The sequence below is a fragment of the Mesorhizobium sp. WSM2561 genome, from assembly GCF_000513915.1.
GTDB lineage: Bacteria > Pseudomonadota > Alphaproteobacteria > Rhizobiales > Rhizobiaceae > Mesorhizobium > Mesorhizobium muleiense.
This window is the reverse complement of sequence record NZ_AZUX01000017.1, coordinates 120,718-140,068: the sequence shown is the minus strand read 5'-3', so window position 1 is coordinate 140,068 and position 19,351 is coordinate 120,718. Positions and strand designations below refer to the sequence as shown.

The 19,351-nt window shown below is 60.8% G+C and carries 14 protein-coding genes; 11 read left to right on the top strand and 3 right to left on the bottom strand.

The window, feature by feature from the left end; all coding sequences use genetic code 11:
- Positions 1-170 precede the first annotated feature (170 nt).
- Positions 171-896 carry an FkbM family methyltransferase gene (locus M727_RS0116465; protein ID WP_245268680.1) on the top strand — a complete coding sequence of 242 codons (726 nt, stop codon included), beginning with the start codon at positions 171-173 and terminating at the stop codon, positions 894-896.
- Positions 897-1,050: 154 nt separating this feature from the next.
- Positions 1,051-3,135, top strand: coding sequence for an oxidoreductase (locus tag M727_RS0116460; RefSeq protein WP_245268679.1), 2,085 nt, complete (start codon positions 1,051-1,053; stop codon positions 3,133-3,135).
- Here M727_RS0116460 and M727_RS40025 read toward each other — a convergent pair.
- Positions 3,048-3,443 (bottom strand): glycosyltransferase family 4 protein, encoded by a 396-nt coding sequence (locus M727_RS40025; RefSeq protein ID WP_084646758.1) that lies wholly within the window; start codon positions 3,441-3,443, stop codon positions 3,048-3,050. The two genes, M727_RS0116460 and M727_RS40025, sit on opposite strands and share 88 nt — an antisense overlap.
- Positions 3,444-4,111: 668 nt before the next feature.
- On the bottom strand, positions 4,112-5,353 hold the full coding sequence (locus tag M727_RS0116450; protein ID WP_084646757.1) for a glycosyltransferase family 1 protein: 1,242 nt from the start codon (positions 5,351-5,353) through the stop codon (positions 4,112-4,114).
- Between the two features lie 432 nt (positions 5,354-5,785).
- Here M727_RS0116450 and M727_RS36600 point away from each other — a divergent pair, with 432 nt between their 5' ends.
- A complete protein-coding gene (locus tag M727_RS36600; RefSeq protein ID WP_051505631.1) occupies positions 5,786-6,691 on the top strand; it encodes a glycosyltransferase in 906 nt (301 codons plus the stop codon).
- A gap of 162 nt (positions 6,692-6,853) precedes the next feature.
- Here the strand turns inward: M727_RS36600 and M727_RS0116440 are convergent, their stop codons facing one another.
- The gene (locus M727_RS0116440) at positions 6,854-8,425 is read right to left on the bottom strand and encodes a DUF4214 domain-containing protein (protein WP_084646762.1); all 1,572 of its coding nucleotides are present in this window, start codon (positions 8,423-8,425) and stop codon (positions 6,854-6,856) included.
- 271 nt (positions 8,426-8,696) lie between these two features.
- Between M727_RS0116440 and M727_RS36595 the strand changes: the two genes are divergently transcribed.
- The 8 genes from M727_RS36595 to M727_RS43040 all read left to right on the top strand — a co-directional run bounded on the left by M727_RS36595 (position 8,697) and on the right by M727_RS43040 (position 19,351).
- Positions 8,697-9,863, top strand: coding sequence for a glycosyltransferase family 1 protein (locus tag M727_RS36595; protein ID WP_051505636.1), 1,167 nt, complete (start codon positions 8,697-8,699; stop codon positions 9,861-9,863).
- A 94-nt stretch (positions 9,864-9,957) separates the two neighbouring features.
- Positions 9,958-10,413, top strand: coding sequence for an NUDIX domain-containing protein (locus M727_RS0116430; RefSeq protein WP_027153584.1), 456 nt, complete (start codon positions 9,958-9,960; stop codon positions 10,411-10,413).
- 397 nt (positions 10,414-10,810) lie between these two features.
- On the top strand, positions 10,811-13,849 hold the full coding sequence (locus tag M727_RS0116425) for a DEAD/DEAH box helicase family protein (RefSeq protein ID WP_027153583.1): 3,039 nt from the start codon (positions 10,811-10,813) through the stop codon (positions 13,847-13,849).
- A complete protein-coding gene (locus tag M727_RS39165) occupies positions 13,842-14,648 on the top strand; it encodes a PD-(D/E)XK nuclease family protein (RefSeq protein ID WP_051505630.1) in 807 nt (268 codons plus the stop codon). The genes M727_RS0116425 and M727_RS39165 overlap by 8 nt, the downstream gene beginning before the upstream one ends.
- Before the next feature lie 8 nt (positions 14,649-14,656).
- A complete protein-coding gene (locus tag M727_RS0116415; protein WP_027153582.1) occupies positions 14,657-15,247 on the top strand; it encodes a hypothetical protein in 591 nt (196 codons plus the stop codon).
- Positions 15,247-16,236: a hypothetical protein gene (locus M727_RS0116410; protein WP_036262406.1), complete on the top strand. Its 990-nt coding sequence runs from the start codon at positions 15,247-15,249 to the stop codon at positions 16,234-16,236. The genes M727_RS0116415 and M727_RS0116410 overlap by 1 nt, the downstream gene beginning before the upstream one ends.
- Positions 16,236-17,027 carry a hypothetical protein gene (locus M727_RS43045; RefSeq protein WP_245268678.1) on the top strand — a complete coding sequence of 264 codons (792 nt, stop codon included), beginning with the start codon at positions 16,236-16,238 and terminating at the stop codon, positions 17,025-17,027. Before M727_RS0116410 ends, M727_RS43045 begins: the two co-directional genes overlap by 1 nt.
- Positions 17,027-19,351: a site-specific DNA-methyltransferase gene (locus M727_RS43040; protein ID WP_245268677.1), complete on the top strand. Its 2,325-nt coding sequence runs from the start codon at positions 17,027-17,029 to the stop codon at positions 19,349-19,351. The genes M727_RS43045 and M727_RS43040 overlap by 1 nt, the downstream gene beginning before the upstream one ends.

Sequence of the window (19,351 nt, the reverse complement as noted above, 5' to 3'; positions counted from 1 at the left end):
CAATCGGAGTAGCGATCAGCCGGAGGGAGTAGGAGCCGGCCACCGTTGTCGGGCTCGATCCCGGGCGCCCAATCTGTCACCTTCGCGGCGAGCGGCACGGGCTGGCCCCGTCCCGAGGCGTCACAGAGAATGGGGAAGAGCGCGTGACATTGACGGCAAGGTTCCTCAGCGTGTTCGGCGACGCGCGCGTCATAGCCAAGGGCGAAGCCGCCGGTCTCAAGATCGTGGCGAAGAGCGCCGACCCGAACTTTGTTCGCGGCACCTACGAGCCGCCCATCCAACAGGCGATCGTGGCAAACCTGGCGCCCGGGGACGCCTTTTTCGACATCGGCGCGAATATCGGTTTCTTCAGCCTCATCGCCGCGCGCCGCGTCGGGCCGCGCGGTCAAGTCTATGCGTTCGAACCTGTTCCCCGCAACGCCGCAGCTGTCGCAGAAAGTGCACGGCTCAGTGGATTCGACACGATACGGGTGTTCGCCGAAGCTGCGGGCGCCACATCCGGCCGTGGCCAGCTTCTGCTCGCCCATCACATCGGTGGCGCCGCGCTTGCCTCGGCGGGAGCACCGCCGGACATGAGTGGCCGCCTGGAAGTCAGCATTGTCGCCATCGACGATGCCATCTCCCACCGAGGCCTCAGGCCGCCCTCGCTGGTCAAGATCGACGTGGAAGGCGCCGAGATCGACGTCCTGGCCGGTATGACGGAAACGCTGCGGAGGCACGGTCCGAAGGTGATTTATGAGGTCGACGATGCAACGCGCGAGGGGCTCGACCGCAAGGCCCGAAAGATCGCGGAACTCCTGACTGCTGCCGGTTACGCATTGAAACCGCTGCCAGCCTCCTATGGCAATGGGGAATGGCGGGTCGAACACGTCTTGGCGCAGCCGGTGGGCGCTTAAGAACTAGATTTGCGGCGTCATGGCAGGGATTCCATGCAGGGACAGCAAAGCCTTATCAACGGGACGAGCGAGGCAGTGCGCGACTTCTGTCCGGGACTGCGACACGACATCGATGCCTTGAAGAATCTCGTACGACGACGTGAGGAGGGTCTTGTTGTTGCACCGTCATGACTGGGTAGAAACTGCTGAAGAGGCTGGGTCCGGAGTTGCCCGGCCGGAGGTTCTTGTCGCAGACGATTTCCAAGATGAACGCGCCCGCGGTGCGGTGATTGGCACCTTGGCAGTCAAGGGAGGCGTCAGGCGAGGACGCGACATCGAACGCCAGATCGCGATCGATCACGGCGCCCTTCGTTTCCAGCCGCTCGTCAGGCCAGGTTGGGGCCGGCAGGGGATCTCCTATGGTCCCTTTCAGCGAGAGGCTGGTCTTGTGCTATTGGTCTCGATCACCAACGGCCACAACACATCGCAGGGATCGCCATTGCCTGATGACCTCGCCAGGCGAGTCTACCGTTGGCTGCGAGGACCCGGCATTGATCCATGGCCCGGCCGTCTGGTTTCCCTGATACGTGCGCCGCGAAAGAGGCTCACCCTTCGCCGTTTTTGGTGGTGGACGCTTAGCACCTCCAGAACCTACCGGGGATCGAACATCGACGAGAACCTGGCTGTCGGTTGGTTCCCCAGTGAGGCGCCGATTAATCCCGTGGAAGAGGGCTGCGGCTTTGTCGTTCATGCCGCCGAAGGCGAAAACGGCGAGCTGTGGGCTCGTGTAGGAAAGCAATGCCTGAGTGCATTTCGGCGCCTAAAGAACGTTCATGTCTATTATGTCGTGGCGTTGCGAGAGCAGGGCGCTGTCTATTATGCGGCCGCCGACCAAAAAGCCCACGGTCTTGCCGCTTTTCCGATGATGCGTCCGATCGCGATCGATCCTTTCAACAAGGACGAAAAGCTGTTTGCGGGTGTTCATCAGTCGGCACTTGGCCAGATCGGGTTTCGGGTCGACACACGCGTCCAAGCGGTTCAAGTCGGGCGGATACCTGAATTTTCGACGCTGTTTGGCACCGCCCACGCTGCCGATGCACTCGTCGAAGGCTGGCCGGGGCAAATCGCTGCAATCGGGGGGCGGTGGCATTTTTCGCAGGACGCTGGCGATAACCTATCCGTCGTCGATCCTGGTCGCCCTTCAGGATTGATCCACGGACTGCTGGCAATTGGCGCCATCTCGGATGTGTGTGGTCTCGTCTGTCGGTTTCGGGACAACGACAATTTCTGGGTGCTGAAACTGTCGACGCTCGGATGGACCTTGGTGCGCAAGCAATCGGGCAAAGAGATTACGATCGCGACCGGTACGGAACACGCTTTGCGCAAGTGTTCTATCCATTCGGTCCAGATTCTTGACTGGAACGGTCAGGTGAGCTGCTTTCTTGACGGGGTTCGCCTCTTCGAATCGTCTGTCAATGCCGATTCAGTTGAAAACGCTACAGGAGTAGGTATATGGAAAAGCTTCGACAGCGAGCCGCGCTGGCATAATTTCGAGGCTCATCCTTGCGAAGTTCCCATCCCATTGATGGCGCCTCTGGAGGCGCCTTGGAACCAACTCGGAGCAAGCCTGTGCTATGCCGACGGCTTTGCCGGTATTGCCGGCGAACTGGATCGCCGCACGTCGGAGCTGGGCGACGGACAATGGGTGAGAACACTGGGCACCGGGGTCATCGACGTCGACGGGCTGGGCAGCGCCCGTGTGCGCGCGAGCGTGGACAGACCGAACCCGGGTCGAACATTCTATTCGCTGCCATGGGATCTACCGGGATTCGCCGATCTCGAGGTCACAATCGAGCCTCCTGGGGAGCGCCGAGGACAAGATCAGCGCAGCCGGGCAGGACTGCTCTTCTGGCAAGACAGCGACAACTACGTTTGTGTCACGACCTGGCTCGACGATGTCCACCAGGGTGCTTCGATTTCGGTGTTCATCAAGCGGCTCGGCTTTGAGGAACTTTATGACGCGGTTTGGACCAATGTGGCGGACAAGGTCGTTTGGGGAAAACGCTTTTGCATGCGCGTTGCATTCGACGGAAATCGGTTTGCAATCTTGATCGACGACGAACTGGTGATGCAGCGAAGCCTTACCGACATCTATCCCGACGATGCTGCCCTTCAAATTTTGCGGGTCGGGCTCGCCGTCAACTGGGAATGGGGAGATGACACGGGCTCGGTGTTCACGTCGTTCAAGGCCCGGCGCTGAGCGAAAGAAGGTTTTCGTTTTTCAAGCCGTGAACCGTGGGTGACGATTGCCTTGTCATACAGGTCCCGGGTCGACTGGGCTATTTTTTCCGAGGCATAGAGATCGGCGACGCGCGCGGCTCCCCGGCGTCCGACTTCATTGCTTGACTCAGGATCGGCGAGACGGCGGACGATTGCGTACGAAAGTGCGGCCGGATCATTTTTTTCGACGAGCACACCGCCGCCAGTTGCTTCCACAATGTCCGTCATCCCGCCGACACGCGTGGCGACGACCGGCGTCCCGGTCGCAAGGGCCTCCATCAGGCTCATGCCGAAGGATCGCTAAGTGACGGATTGACGAGGAGCGAGGCCCCGGCACAGCGCTCGATGACTTTTTCATACGGTTCCATACCGGTGAAAGTGACCGTGTGGGCGAACTGCGGAGGTATCATTTCGCGCAGAGCCGTCTCGTAAGAACCTCTGAAAGCGCCTCCCCGGGATAGAACCGTGAAAGGCCAAGACCTCCGGATCTGGCGCCTAATCTATTTGTCAGCACTGTCCGCAGCAAACCTGGAAGAATAATGGACCAGACATGATAGCTTCGGGCAGCAAAAGCGGTTGAATATAGCGGAGAGGCCATGGGACGAGTCGTTAATCCGATTCTCCATGCAACTGAGGAATGTTTGCAGAAGGGTGATGTGAGAACGCCGGTGTCGCCCGAAGCCAGACGAGGGCACGGTTTGGCCCATCGCGGGCGCGGCAGGTTCGTCTGACATGGATCCACCTTGGCGGAGACTTTCACGTTAACACCGCCGTAGCTGGCCAAAGCTGGTGCTTTCGTTCGCCTTCGAGGTTGCGCGGACGGGTCCGGCCAAGACGTCAGGGTCGAAGCAGCCAACGTCAAGACCGCCAGGCGGCCGCCCTTTGACGCGACCGGCATGCCGCCCCCGATCAACGGCCTCCGGTTCGAGTCGTTCGATAGGCTCAGCGGACCTTGGTCAGCGCAGAGCCATTGCGTCCACCTGCAGCATCAGCTCGAGGTAGATTTCAGCGATGGAGCGCCAGGAATAGCTGAGGGATCTTTTATGGCCTGCCTCGATCAAACGTTGGCGCAAATCCGGATATCGCTGGATGTCGCGTACCGCTCTGGCCCAATGTGCCAAATCATCCGGATCGGCATAGAGCGCTGCGTCCCCGCAGACCTCGGGGAGGCAAGGCGATGTCGAGGCCACGACCGGGCATCCGATCCTCATGGCTTCGACGGCAGGCAACCCGAAACCCTCGATCCTGGACGGAAAAAGAAAGCACAATGCACCCGACAGAGCTTTCTTGAAATCATCGTCGCTGATCCGTCCGAGGAGCCGGAGATTGTCTGGCTTCGGCTGCGCAAACCGGGAAATCTGCGCTTCGTCGATTTCGCCCGCCATCCACAGGTTAAAGCCCAACGCGTCAAGCAGCGGAGCAAGCCGGACCAGCAATTCGACGTTCTTGTATTTTTGATCACGTCCCAGGCATAGCACATAGGGGCGGTCGGGCCGGATTTGAAGCTTCGATCGATCGGCATCCCATCGTTCTGCATGGTCGCTGCCGTTATATGTGACGGTGATCTTCTCCTGCGGTGCGATGCCGTATTTGATGAGATGCTGCCGCGAAAGCTGCGAGACGGTGGTTATATGTGCAGCCCGTCGGCCAAGGAGCGGAAGAATGAAACGGTGGGCCCATCGGAAGCCGCGCCCATAACTCTCCGGCATCAGCCTGGTATGCAGGTCGTGGATGCATGCGATTTGCCGCGTCAGCGCCACCGGCGCCAGATTGCAGAAGCTGAGCAACCCGCCCTCAACGTGGCGTGGCAGTTGCATCTGCACCCAGAACTGCGGAAGGCGCGGTTTGTTGAATTCGGGGATGACCCGAATGCCAATCGCCTGCAGCGGCAATTGCCCCCGACGCGGGACCGCCAGATCGAGTTCAAGTCCCCGCGCCAACGGATGGCCCTCGTCCAGGAGAGCGTCGAGCGCAAGGGTTACCTCGCGCGCATAACGCGCAACGCCGTTTGGAGGCAGCGCGACGAAATCCCCATTTATGGTCCAGCGCCTGGTGCGGCCACCGCCGGCCCCCCCGTCCTCAGCGGGAACCGCCGGAAATGAGCTCTTGCCGTACCTCTCGGGAAGCGGATCGGTGCCGATTATTCCGGCCGCCCTGGCGGCCACGGGCGCAGATTTTCCGTAATTTCGCAGTCCCATAAAGTGCACCATGTCGCGTGATCCATATTCAACCTAGCACCCTGGAGACAGTGCGAACCTCTGCACCTTCGAAGTATGAGCTTATCCCTTGGCGTTAATCCGAGGTCCGCACTGCCCTCGCGCTGCTGACGGAGCAGAGCCATGCCCGCGACATTGAAATGAAATTGGCCGTGCCACCTGTCCGGCCGCGTGAGGCGTTCACCCTGTGAAGATTCGGGCACTACGGGCACTAATCGTGGAAGGCTGTGAACCTGCGGGGCCGCTAAGCCCAAAGGAGAGGCATGCGACCCGAAGATGGCGTTGCTACACCCATCGAGGCAGGTGGTAGCGCCGGATTAGCCCCGCAGCCCCCTTTTTAACAGGCTGTCTGCCCCCATCCCAGGGCTTACCATCGCAGCGAAATCGCCCTTGTCGCCTCTAGCTGGATTGCGCATGAAGCTCGTCGTGATCATTGCAACCCTTGGCCGCGGCAGCCAACTTTGCCGATTGCTATCGCATCTGCAGCGCCAGACGCAACCACCTGACGAAGTCGTCGTTTCCGCGCCCGATGCCACGCATGTCGAGCTTCCTGAGACGATTAGCTTCCCGGTTTCCCTTGTCTTCGGGAAGAAAGGGTCATGCGTGCAACGCAACAGCGCGCTCGACCACGCGAGCGGGCGTTTCGATGTCGTCACCTTCTTCGACGACGATTTCGTGCCGGCCGACGACTATCTCGAGCGCGTCAAGAGAGCTTTCGAAGAGCATGTTGACTGGGCTGTGGTCATGGGCAGAGTGGTCAAGGACGGCGCCGTTAACGCGGGGTTGGATTGGCACGACGCCATGCTGGCTCTCCGCCAGTCGGAGCAGGAGCCGCCGCCACAGCCCGAGGTCGTCCATCATCTCGGCGCATATGGTTGCAACATGTCCATTCGGGCGGCCAAGATTGGCAAGTTGCGCTTCGACGAGCGCCTGGTTCTCTACGGCTGGCAGGAGGACATAGATTTCACCAGCCAGTTGAGGTCATGCGGCCGCGTCGTCGCGGTGAATACGATCCGCGGCATCCATCTTGGTATCAAGACCGGGCGCGTGAGCGGCGAGCGGTTCGGATATTCGCAGATCGTCAATCCGGTTTATCTGATCAAGAAGGGAACCATGCCCGCTACATTCGCTCTGCCGCTGATGGCGCGCAATGTCGCCGCCAACCTTGTGCGCAGCGTGCGGCCAGAGTCTTACATCGACCGCCGCGGAAGGCTGCGTGGCAACATCCTTGCCATGCTTCATGTCCTGACGGGGCGTATCGAACCCGAATATGTTCTTGATATGGGCAGAATCCGCCATCCCGGAGATCCGCGCGCATAATCCTCGTAATTGGCGTTTGCTCGTTCCGGTAGTCGCGAAAAAGGCCGCCGGGGCACCGCTCGGGCCACAGGACAATGCGCAAAGATGGTGCTCACGACGAACTGCCAGCATCATGTTCGACCGCTGTCCAAGCCCAACGACAATCTTGCGGAGTGTACTGAACTATTGAGGCTCGTTGGGAAACAGAACCGTATGTCTGGAGCGAAACTCATAGGAATGGATGAATTCCGCCACGATCTGTTCTCCACTCGCCTCGTCGCTGTCCAGTTTCGACACGTAAGCAGAAAGCCCGTGGCCGTCTGGCTCCCGTCCCAGCAATGTCCGATAGAGAAGGGCCACAAATTGCGCATTTCCAAGCCCAACCGGCTGATTGTCAGTCCTGAATTCGACCGATAGCAACATCTTCGTCAGTGTCGGAAAGATAGATGGATCCTTCTTCATCGCGACGACCTCGCGCCACTGCTCGGCCGGAGACGGCATGCGACGCAAGATTAGGCAGTAAGCATATGCAATCTGGTTGGCGTGGTTGAAGACAGACTTGTCGAACGCATCAAGCGAGCAGGGGTGAGATCCACTGATGCTGGGAACGCGGGGCACCGACGTCTGGTCCGCAGGCGGCGAGCTTTTCATCGAGGCCGTCGGCGAATTGGAGCCTGCATTGCCGTTCGCAATGGTCTTCTTTACGGCATCGTATGCCGGCTTTCGCCCGCTCGGCCCCCATAGCCCGTCGCCGCGCTTCTTCAGGCGCACGAGACCCATAAAGGCCTCGTAGCTTGGCGCCCAGTACGGCTCGTCGAGCAGTTCGTAGAGATGGGCAGCTTCCAATCCATATGGAGATTGATATCGGCGCAGTAGCGTCATCATCTGGACGAGACCGTCCGCCTGCTGACTTTCTCCCTCCTGGCTGCCTCCAGCGTGGTTGAATTCGGTCAGCCAGATTGGACGACCGAGAGTGGCCAGTAACTTAAATGCTTCCTCGGGGTCGCCCCCGTAAAGGTGCCAGACCGATATGTCCCATCTGATGCCGTCCTGCAGCATGCGGGTGAACGCTGCGCGGTGACCCCAGCCTGCCGTTCCCATTGCTTTTCTTATGGTCGGATCCACTGCGATGGTTGCATCCGACAGACCGCGCAGAACTGCGCTTACCTTCGCCCAGCGCGGACTGAAATAGTGGGACGTCTCGGTGCCGCTGGCAGGGCCCCAGGAGCAGTTGTATTGGATTCCGCTGTCCCGCATCTCGCAGGGCATCAAGATGGCGTAGTTCTCCATCTCGTTGCCAAGCTCCCAAACGCGGATGTCGTCCTTGAAGCGGGATACCAATGTCGACGCGAGATGGTAGGCCTGCGCATAGAGGTCATCGACGGATTCATTGTCGAGGTCCAGATCGGGTATGATTACCGGTAGGATCTGGACTCCGCGCTCCTTGCCGGCCTTGACCAGTTCGGCAAGTTTGGTGGCGCTGTCGGCGCTGGAAATGTTGACGCGATACGACTTCATGCCGAGGTCGCGGACATAGTCGAGTTGCTGTTCGATCGATATCCCGGGATAGGCGTTGAAGGGATGGCCATTCACCCCCCAGAGCAGATCCGCTGCGCCCGAAGCTGTCATGCCCAGCAGGCATGCCAGGGTTGTCCACAGACGTCTGGTCGCGGCGACGGCCCGTCCAACGGAACCTGGTTGCGATGGATTGGTCAGCGCGAACTTGCTTGTTTTGCGCCAGACATCATGCGGCATCATTCCACTCGCTGAACTCGCTTGACATCCATCCGAGCGCGACGATTGAGATCTGCCGCACTGCCCGACGCAGTCTAGCAAAACCGCGCCACGCAGAACCTCACACATTTGGCGTAAACGCCCATGATTGGCCTCGCCATTCGGATGAGAGCTGCCGGGAAGCCTCTGAAGCAAACGACCGGGTACGTCCCAAAGGCCAGGATGACCCTGCTGTCCTGGTCGTCCAAAGTCGTGGAACTGAGGCATGGCGCTGGTGATCAAAAACCCTGTGATGACACGACATTGGACAATCAACGGCCGCTTTCTCGCGCAGCCGACCACCGGAGTTCAGCGCTACGCACGCGAGATCGTTTCGGCGCTGGACGCCTTGGTCGTTGGCCAGGCTGCCTTGACACGGGATCTGACGGTCGAGTTGCTGGTCCCGCCGGGGGCGCTTGACAATTTGCCCTTGGCAGCGATCCGTGTCCGGACTGTCGGCAGCTTTGGCGGGCATTTATGGGAACAGGCTGTGCTTCCGGCCTGTCTTCGCGGCGGGCTGCTTAGCCTCTGCAATACGGGCCCTGTGACGGTTCGTCGACAAGTGCTGTGCATTCACGACGTCAATACAAGGGCATGCCCGCAGAGCTATTCATTTCCATTTCGGCTTCTCTACCGCACCTTGGTTCCTGCCTTGGGCCGGGCCGCGCATAAGATTACGACGGTGTCGAAATACTCTGCGGGTGAACTGGCGCGCTATGGCGTGTGCCCGGCGGCAAAGGTCGAAATTGTAGGCAATGGGCATGAACATGCGTTGCGATGGGCTCCTTGCCACTCGGAACAAACACTGGCAGTGGCCGGCCCTGGTACGATCGTCGTGCTTGGCAGTTCTATCCCGCACAAAAATGTCGGCTTGATCATCGGCTTGCACGAGCGTCTTGCCGCGGCGGGGCTGCAGATTGTTGTTGTCGGCGCTTCAACGTCCCGCGTTTTCGCCAGCAGCGGCGACCAGAAATCGCCGAACGTCATTTGGCTGGGAAGAAGGTCGGACGCGGAACTCGGCGCGCTTCTGGGCGATTGCCTATGCCTCGCGTTCCCCTCCTTGGTCGAGGGTTTCGGGCTGCCGCCCCTCGAGGCCATGACACTGGGATGTCCGGTGGTCATGTCGGACCGTGCCAGCCTGCCCGAAATCGGCGGCGATGCGGTCTTGTACGCATCACCTTGCGATGAGAATGCATGGTTCGATTGTTTTATGCGCCTGGTCCACGAAGAAGGCCTCAGAACCAATTTGATCGCACGCGGTCGCGCCAGGGCGGCGCGATTTCAGTGGGCCGCGTCGGCTCAGCGGTATCTGGAGCTGATGGCCAGCGTGGATGGATTTCCAGAAGTGTCACCACCACCGCTTCGGGAAGTCGAATGCAATCCGAATGAGCGACCTGCGGCGGCGGCCAGTATCAATTGAGGTAATCTCGAGTCTAAAGGCATCTGCAATTCAGGCGCATCAGTCCCGTTCAGCCTGCCTGCGATGACAGGCTGGATTCCGGAGGCATGAGGCGATGGCGAAAAGAAGTGCGGGCATCCTGCCTTACAGCAGATCGACCAACGAACTGCAGGTGCTGCTTGTCCATCCGGGCGGGCCGTTCTGGCAAAGCCGCGATCTCGGCGCATGGTCGATCGCAAAGGGCGAGTATGGTGATGACGAACAGCCGGAAGCCGCGGCGCGTCGCGAATTTGAGGAGGAAACCGGCTGGCAGCTCTCGGGAGCACTGCTTCCGCTAGGGGAACTGCGCCAGCCCGGCGGCAAGCTTGTTACGGCCTTCGGCGCCGAAGGCGATTTCGATGCCGGCACCTTGCGCAGCAACATGTTCGAGATGCGATGGCCGCCGCGCAGCGGCCGCATGCAGACTTTTCCTGAGATCGATCGCGCAGGGTGGTTCGGCCTCGAAATGGCCCGGGAAAAGTTGCTTGTCGGCCAGCGGCCTTTTCTCGACCGGCTTGTGGTGTCTGTCTAAGGGTCGACCGACATCTGCAACCCCCGCCGATCCAACGCCACAGGCCATGCCTGGCGTACGCATGGATCCCAGGGTCTGGGCCGCGTCGCTTCGCTCCTTGCTTGCCCTGGGATGACGAAGCGAGGTTTGCGATTCGCCACTGACTCCCCGTTCGATGCCGATCGCCGATCTGTCAAAATCGCTGTGCAGAGGAAGTAGCTGCTTCGGGTCGTAGTGTGTGGTAACTGGGCTGACTGTTTCGGACCATAATTCGGTCCTCCACCAAATTCGAGGAGAACCTTCGGCCGATGGCGCCGTTTTCCAGTTGAAAACCAACTTTCCGGAAAAACAGCCCGCTCAAGGTTGATAAACGAATTCCATCCCATGCAATATGCGCAGGATTCGCTCTGGGGGGAGCATGACGAAACCTTTTTATGCCGAGCCGATCCTCAACTCTCCGTACTTGCCGCCGACGCGGCATCACGCGCTTGGGGAGGACGGCCAGCCGCTCGAACATCCTCCGATCGAAGGTCGACGGCGGTCGAAGTATGTCACGCCGGTCCCGAAGGCGCGGCGCACGCAGGCGGCAGCCGCGCGCAGCCAGACGTCGCTTGCATTTGATGCCGATGAGAGGGGCACCAGCGGTTACAACCCAACTCCGATCATCAACGAAATCCGCAATCACCTCAATTCCTGGCGTGCGCTGCCAAATCCCAACGACTGGGGCGTGACGCCTGTCACCCAGCGCCTGCTGCTGCACTGGCGGCACCACGAATTCTCCCACCAGATACCTTTTTTCTGCCAGATCGAGGCCGTCGAGACGGCAATCTGGCTGGCCGAGGTTGCCCGCGGACGAAAGCAGTACGCGCACATTTTTCGGCACCTGCAGGAAGCCAACCGGGACGCCAACCCGGACCTGTTCAGGCTGGCGCTGAAGCTGGCGACCGGTGCGGGCAAGACGACCGTCATGGCCATGCTGATTGCCTGGCAGTCGATCAACGCGGCGCGACAGCCCAACTCATCCCTCTTTTCGCGCGGTTTCCTGCTCGTCGCGCCGGGTATCACCATCAAGGATCGCCTCCGCGTTCTGAATCCTTCCGACACGGACAACTACTACCGCACCCGCGAGCTGGTCCCGGCTGAATTGATGATCGACCTCGGCAAGGCCAAGATCGTCATCACCAACTACCACGCCTTCCAGCGCCGCAAGGCGCACGACCTGAACCCGGTCGGCGAACGGCTGATGCAGGGACGCACCGGGCAGCCGATCGAAAAGCAGGAGACCGAGGGCGAAATGCTCGCCCGCGCCTGCGGCGAACTCCTGCCCCTCAAGAACATCGTCGTCATCAACGACGAGGCGCATCATTGCTACCGGGAACGGCCCGGCACCGACGAGGAAGCCGAAGCCAAGGGCGAGGAGAAGGAAGAGGCGAAAAAGAACAACGAGGCCGCCCGGCTCTGGATCTCCGGCTTGGAGGCGCTGAAGCGCAAGGTCGGTCTGCGCGCGGTCTATGACCTTTCCGCCACGCCGTTCTTCCTGCGCGGCTCGGGCTACGAGGAAGGTACACTGTTCCCTTGGGTGGTGTCGGACTTTAGCCTCGTCGACGCAATCGAGTGCGGCATCGTCAAACTGCCGCGCGTGCCCGTCGCCGACAATGCGGTCAATGCCGACACGCCCGTCTACCGGAATCTGTGGGAGCACATCGGCAAGGCAATGCCAAAGAAGGGGGCGGGCAAGTCCGGCGAACTCGACCCGCTTTCGATCCCCGCTCAACTCCAGACGGCGCTGATCTCCCTCTACAGCCACTACGAGAAGGAGTTCGACGAATGGCAGCGCGTAGGCATCGGCGTGCCTCCAGTCTTCATCGTGGTGTGCAACAATACCGCCAGCTCGAAGCTCGTCTACGAGTGGGTTTCCGGCTGGCAGCGCGAGCGCGAAGGCCAGTTGCAGACGATCCATCACGGACATCTCCCGCTGTTCAGCAACTTCGACAAAAACACTGGCGAGCCGTTGCCTCGCATGAACACGCTGCTGATCGATTCCCAGCAGATCGAGTCCGGCGAGGCGCTCGACGCGACATTCCGCGACATGGCGGCGACCGAGATCGAACAGTTCCGCCGCGAGAAGCAGGAACGCGAGGGAGCCGCCGCCGGCAACATCTCCGACAGCGAACTGCTGCGCGAGGTGATGAACACTGTTGGGCAGAAGGGAAGGCTCGGCGAGCAGATCCGCTGCGTGGTTTCCGTCTCGATGCTGACCGAGGGCTGGGACGCCAACACCGTCACCCACATTCTCGGCGTCCGCGCCTTCGGCACCCAGCTTCTTTGCGAGCAGGTGATCGGCCGCGGCCTGCGCCGCCAGTCCTACGAATTGAATCCCGAAACCCAGCTGTTCGAGACGGAGTATGCCGACATCCTCGGCATTCCCTTCGACTTCGCCACCGAGCCGCAGAAAGTGACCAAAAAGCCGCCGAAGCCCGTCACGCGCGTCGCGGCGGTGCGTGAGCGCGAGCGTCTTGGCATCCGCTTTCCGCGTGTCGCGGGCTACCGCACCGAACTGCCGCCGGACCGCATCCAGGCGACCTTCAATGCCGACTCGACGCTGACGCTCACGCCGGAACTGGTTGGTCCCTGCGAAACCAGGCTCGAAGGGCTCGTCGGCGAAGGCCACGACATCTCGCCAGACGCCCTGGACGAGATGCGGCCGAACACGGTCGCCGTGCATCTGACCAAACGGCTGGTCGAGCGCTATTTCCGCGACGGCGACCAGGACCCGCCCTATCACCTCTACAACCTCATCCAGCCGATCACACGGCGCTGGATCAGGGACCATTTGAAGACGGTCGGCGGCACCAGGATCGGCATGCTGACCTATGCCGAGATCGCCGACAAGGCGGCCAGCCTTATCTATGCCGGCATCGTGCGCGAGGCGAGCGCCGGCGGCGAACCGATCGTCAAGGCGATGCTCGACCCCTACAATCCGCACGGCTCGACCAATCACGTCGCCTTCAACACCACCAAGCCTGTGCAATGGACTGCGCCGGACAAGTGCCACGTCAACGCGGTGGTGCTAGATTCCGACTGGGAGGCGGAACTCGCCCGCGTCGTCGAGAGCCATCCCGCGACAATCGCCTATGTAAAGAACCAGGCGCTCGGCTTCGAAGTGCCTTATCTCGCCGGCTCCGTGACGCGCCGATACCTGCCCGACTTCATTGTCCAGATCGATGACGGGCGCGGCGCCGCCGACCCGCTCAACCTCGTGGTCGAAGTAAAAGGATTCCGCGGCCTCGACGCGCAGCTCAAAGCCCAGACGATGGAGACGCTCTGGGTTCCGGGTGTCAACAATTTGAAGACTTTTGGGCGCTGGGGTTTCGCCGAGTTCCGCGATGCGTTCGCGATCAAGGATGAATGGGCGAAGCTGGTGGCGAGATTTGCTGAGTGTACGGCTGATGCCTGACAATCCGTTGCCCAGCCCGATTCTTCAGCCCTCGGAGCAATTTGCACGGCTCGCTTCATTTCTGAAGGACTGGCGCGAAAACCGAGAGCCGCACAGAACAGTCGACATTGAGAATGTGCGCGACATCCTTCTCCGGATCCGACCCGGGTTGAAAGCCAACCGCCTCCCCATCGTCTCCGTCCCTGAAACGCTTGTGCTAGCGCAACTCGACCAAGTGCTGACCACACTGTCGCCCGCGCTTCTACGGGCCCGACAGCGCGGCGATGCAATCGACGTTTGGTCTGTCGCGGGGCTTGGTCGCAATGAGGTCCGTACAGCAAGGGTTCTAACATGGCTGCTCGATCCCGGTGGCTCTCACGGAGCTGGGGATGCCTACCTGATTGAGATTTGGAACCGAATCGAGGGAACACGCAAGGCGGGCTTCCTGCTCAAGGATGTTCAAGGCGCGGTTCGTGAGAGCTATCCGCTTGGCAATGGGGATCACCCGGTCGATATCGAGATTACGGGTGCGAACTTCCTACTGTTCCTGGAAGTCAAGATTGATGCTTTGGAAAGCAAACGGGACCAAGTAGCTCTATACGCGCAGTTGGCAGCCACCAAGGCTGTGAGCCTTCGCAAGCAGCATTGGGCCGTCCTGTACCTCTCAGAGACCGCGCCCTCAGATCCGGCAAATTGCATCCAGCTTCGGTGGACAGACGTTTCGAGGGCGATCAAATCCGTCGCGCGGAATCGCGGCGCGGAAACCTTCTCCACGCGACTAGCGCTGCTTTTCGCAGCGCACGTTGCCCGATTTCACTAGGAGTCTGAATGACCGATAACGCTGAACTTGATGGATTGATCGTAGAAAACTTGTTGGACCTCGATGCCGCTGCAAAGCGAATTGAAGTCATTGGTGAAAACATTTGGGAGTCGATCGTCGAGCATCTTGATGACTGGGCAAAGAAGCAAGGCTGGAAAGGAGCTTTCGAAAGAGATGATCTTTGGACGGCTCCCCAGGAGTGGTTGCTGAAAGACCAGCCAGAGGCTTGGTTCTACCCGGACAAAGGACCGGACGATTCCGGCGAAGGCATAGGTCAGGAGCCTTACTTCTGGGCCTCCCGCTATCTTGGTGTCGCAGGCGGCCAACTTTGTCTTTGGTTCGGGCAAAACGCCACGGGCATAAGGAAATGGAAACCCCTCGCGAGAGATAACGCCCGGGTTTTGGTCGAGAGCGGTTTCCATCTCAGCGATAGCGGCAATTTCTACACGGTGTGCAGCCTTGATTCGAAAGCAGTTGCGGCCGCGCTTGCCGATGACCGTCTTGAAGAGGCGATGACGCCACTACTGGAGGCGTTGGGACGAGCAGTCAAAGCCCAATCTCTGTTTTCAACATTGCTCGCTAAGGCGAGGAAAGCCTGATGCTCAAAGATTCACGCGAGCCTCACTTCATACTGCAGGAGCGCACGCGGCAGTCTGCCTTCTTCGCGGCATACCTCCCCGGCGAAGGCGGCTTCGAGGGCAGCGCCTATCGCCTTGCTCCTGCGAACCGCCTTTCGAACCTCAATCCTCAAATCCGCGATGTTACCGCGCGCTATTTCTCCGACAACGCCGTCGCCTGGCACCAGCACGCGGCCCATGGCCTCTCCTCGCAGGCCTGCTGCCTGAATTTCCTGATGCCTCTCGCGATGCGCCCGGAGATGTTGGCGCGCCTCGTCCAGCAGGCGGTCGGCGGTGATCTTCCCGAAATGCTGGAGGTCGAGAAAGGACCTGACGGCGAATCCTGGTTCGTTGGGTTCGAATGGATTGGCCGCAGGGATTACCTCAACGAATGGCCGCGAACCGGATCGCCGAAGCGTGGAGCCAACGTCACCAGCGCCGATGCGATGCTGCGCTTCCGTCAGGCTGGCCGAATCGAAACCTTGCTGGTCGAATGGAAATATACGGAGTCCTACGGGGCACCGCCCGAACCGAAGCGCGAGGCGGAGCGTCTTCGCCGTTACCAGAGCATCGCATTCGCGCCGTTCGGCCCTGTCCGCAGCGATGCGGGCCTAAAATTCACTGACCTGTTCTGGGAACCGTTCTACCAGCTTTTCCGCCAGCAGATGCTGGCGTCTCGCATGCAGGCCGAGCAAGAGGACGGGGCCGAGCGCGTCCGCGTGCTCCACATCGCGCCCGCTGCGAACCGGCGGCTGACCCGCGTTACTTCGCCCGCGATGCGCCCGCTTGGCGACAACGCCTTCAAGGTTTATCGCTCGCTGCTGGTCGAACCCGACGACTTCATCAGCCGCTCGACCGAAGCCCTGTTCTTGCCGCTGATCCTCGAAACGCCGGCCGATGATGCTTGGGCGAACTACCTTCGCGGCCGCTATTCTTTCCTGGCGCCCGACATAAAAGACGAGAAATCCTGATGGCCAAAACGCCCATACAAAAAGCCATCGACGCGCTCACCCACGACCAGGCGCGGCGCATCAACAACCCGACCGCCGAGATGGCCTCGCTGTTCGAGCAGCAGGCGGAGATGCTGGGCGAGACCGAGCGCTCGATGAGCCTGCCACGCCCGCGGCCGCTGATGCATGCCGAGACCAGGCAGCGCGACGGCGACCTCGACCCGCAGATCGTCTGGAATGGCGCGCGGATAAAAATCACCCGCGAGCAGATGCGAAAACTCGCCGAGACCGGCGAGATCGAGATCGGCGACGCCCAGCTCGTTTGGAAGGGCAAGGATACGCAGGACTGGTCCGACCTCGTGGTCAACGCGCCGCCGATCTACGTGCAGGAGAAGGTGCACCCGAAGGCGATCATCGATGAGTTGAAGCGCAGCACCAGCGCGAAACGGGCGAGCGAAACAGATGCGCCGGATCTGTTCGCCGATTTCAACGGGCTGGCCGACCCTGAGGCGCGGGCCGAGTTCTACCAGCACTCCCAGCACTGGACGAACCGTTTTGTCCTTGGCGATTCGCTGCAGGTGATGGCGAGCCTGGCCGAACGCGAGGCGATGCGCGGAAAAGTGCAGTGCATCTATTTCGACCCGCCCTACGGCATAAAGTTCAACTCGAACTGGCAGGTCTCGACGCTGTCGCGCGACGTGAAGGACGGCAAGGTATCAGACGTCTCGCGCGAGCCCGAACAGGTGAAGGTTTTCGCGATACCTGGAAGGACGGCATTCACTCCTACCTCACCTATCTGCGCGACCGCCTGATGGTCGCGCGCGAGCTGCTGAGCGAAAGCGGCTCGATCTTCGTCCAGATCGGCGACGAGAACGTGCATCGCGTAAGGGCGCTGATGGACGAGGTGTTTGGGGAGGAAAACGCTGTTGCTCAAATCACTGTCGAGAAGACCAGCGCTCAAACGAGCGACTATCTGTCGGAAAGCACTGACCACATCCTGTTCTACGCGAGGCGGAAGGACGCCCTTAAATTCCGCGATATATTGCGAACGAAAGAGCCGACAGACAGCATGATGAACGAATACTCCAACTACGAGGATTCGAATCTAGTACGTGGCCGAATGAAGGGAATTAACTCGGCCGAGGAATGGCGTGCCTTTGAGGCTGAGAACCGCGTTTTCTCAAAGGACACGACGACGTCCAGCCGCCCCCCGGGATCGTTCCCAGTTAGCTTTTGCGGCGGACGGTATACGCCCGGGAACGGATACTGGAAGACGGGTGAAATCGGTTTCCGTCGGTTGATCGCAGCGAACCGAATTGACACACGAGGCACTTCCCTTCGCTATGTGAGGTTCTTTCGAGACTACCCAGTGTCGCCCATCAACAATATCTGGAGCGATGTCAGGTTTTCCAGTCGACGGGAGGATAAGGTCTACGTCGTACAGTCATCTGAACTGTTGATCCAACGCTGCATCCTGATGACCACCGACCCGGGCGACCTCGTGCTCGACCCGACCTGCGGCTCGGGCACGACGGCGGCGGTCGCCGAGCAATGGGGCCGGCGCTGGATCACCATCGACACCTCTCGCGTCGCGCTGGCGCTCGCCCGCACGCGGCTGATGTCGGCGCGCTATCCCTATTACCTGCTCGCCGACAGCGCGGACGGACGCGCGCAGGAGCAGAAGGTTTCGGGAAAAATCCAGGCGCAGGCCCCGACCTCCGGCGACATACGACAAGGATTCGTCTACGAGCGCGCGCCGCACATCACGCTGAAATCCATCGCCAACAATGCCGAGATCGATGTCATCTGGGAAAAGTGGCAGGCGGTGCTGGAGCCGATTAGGGCGGAGATGAATGCGCTGCTTTTCTCCCCCCTTGAGGGGGAGATGGACGCGAAGCGGCCAGAGGGGGTTGCCTCAGGAGGCACCGCAAATACGTCGAGGACTGCCGCGGCGACCCCACCCCAACCCGCTGCGCGGATTGACCCTCCCCTCAAGGGGGAGGGAAGCGCCGCGCCCGGCTGGCAGGAGTGGGAAATCCCGCGCGACCTCGACCAATGGCTGGAGACAAAGGACGGCGCGCCTAAGGCCGGGCTCGTCAGCGCCCGTGTGCGCGAGTTCCACGCGCGCTGGTGGGAAGGCCGCATCGCGCGGCAGAAGGAGATCGACGCCTCGATCGCCAAGGCGGCCGACGTCGAGATGCTTTTCGATCGCCCCTACGAGGACCGGACAAAAGTGCGCGTCGCCGGGCCGTTCACGGTGGAAAGCCTGTCGCCGCACCGCGTCGTCACCGCCCGCGACGACACGCTGGGCGCGGAGATTTCGGCGGGCGAGGGCACGATGCAGCCCGCGCCGAAGAACGTGCCCGAGCAGGATTTCGGCCACATGGTGCTCGACCATCTGCGTTCCGCCGGAGTCCATCAGCAGGAAAAGCGCGACACCATCCATTTCAACTCGGTCGAGCCCTGGCCAGGCAACTGGCTGGCCGCCGAAGGCCGCTATAACGACGGGGATGGCCGCGAAAAACGCGCGGGAATTCTGATCGGCCCGGAATTCGGCACGCTGACCCGCAGCCAGATCACCGCCGCCGCCCGCGAAGCTTCCGACGCCCGCTTCGACGCGCTGATCGCCTGCGCCTTCAACTTCGAGGCCCAGGCCAGCGACCTGAACCGGCTCGGCCCGTTGGCGATCCTGAAGGCGCGCATGAACCCCGACCTGCACATGGCCGAGGATTTGAAGAACACGGGCAAGGGCAACCTGTTCGTCGTCTTCGGCGAGCCGGATGTCGACCTGATCGAGACGGCGCAAGGCGAGCTTCAGGTGAAGGTCAACGGCGTCGACATTTTTGACCCGTCGACGGGCGAAATCCGCTCCGACGACGTCAAGGGCATCGCCGCCTGGTTCATCGACACCGACTACAACGAGGAGAGCTTCTTCGTCCGCCACGCCTATTTCCTCGGCGCGAACGATCCCTACAAGTCGCTGAAGACGGCGCTGAGGGCGGAAATCGACGAGGACGCCTGGGCGACGCTCTACTCCGACACGTCACGGCCGTTCCCGAGGCCAAGCACGGGACGGATCGCGGTCAAGGTGATCAACCATTTTGGGGATGAAGTGCTGAAGGTTTTTGGAGTGTAG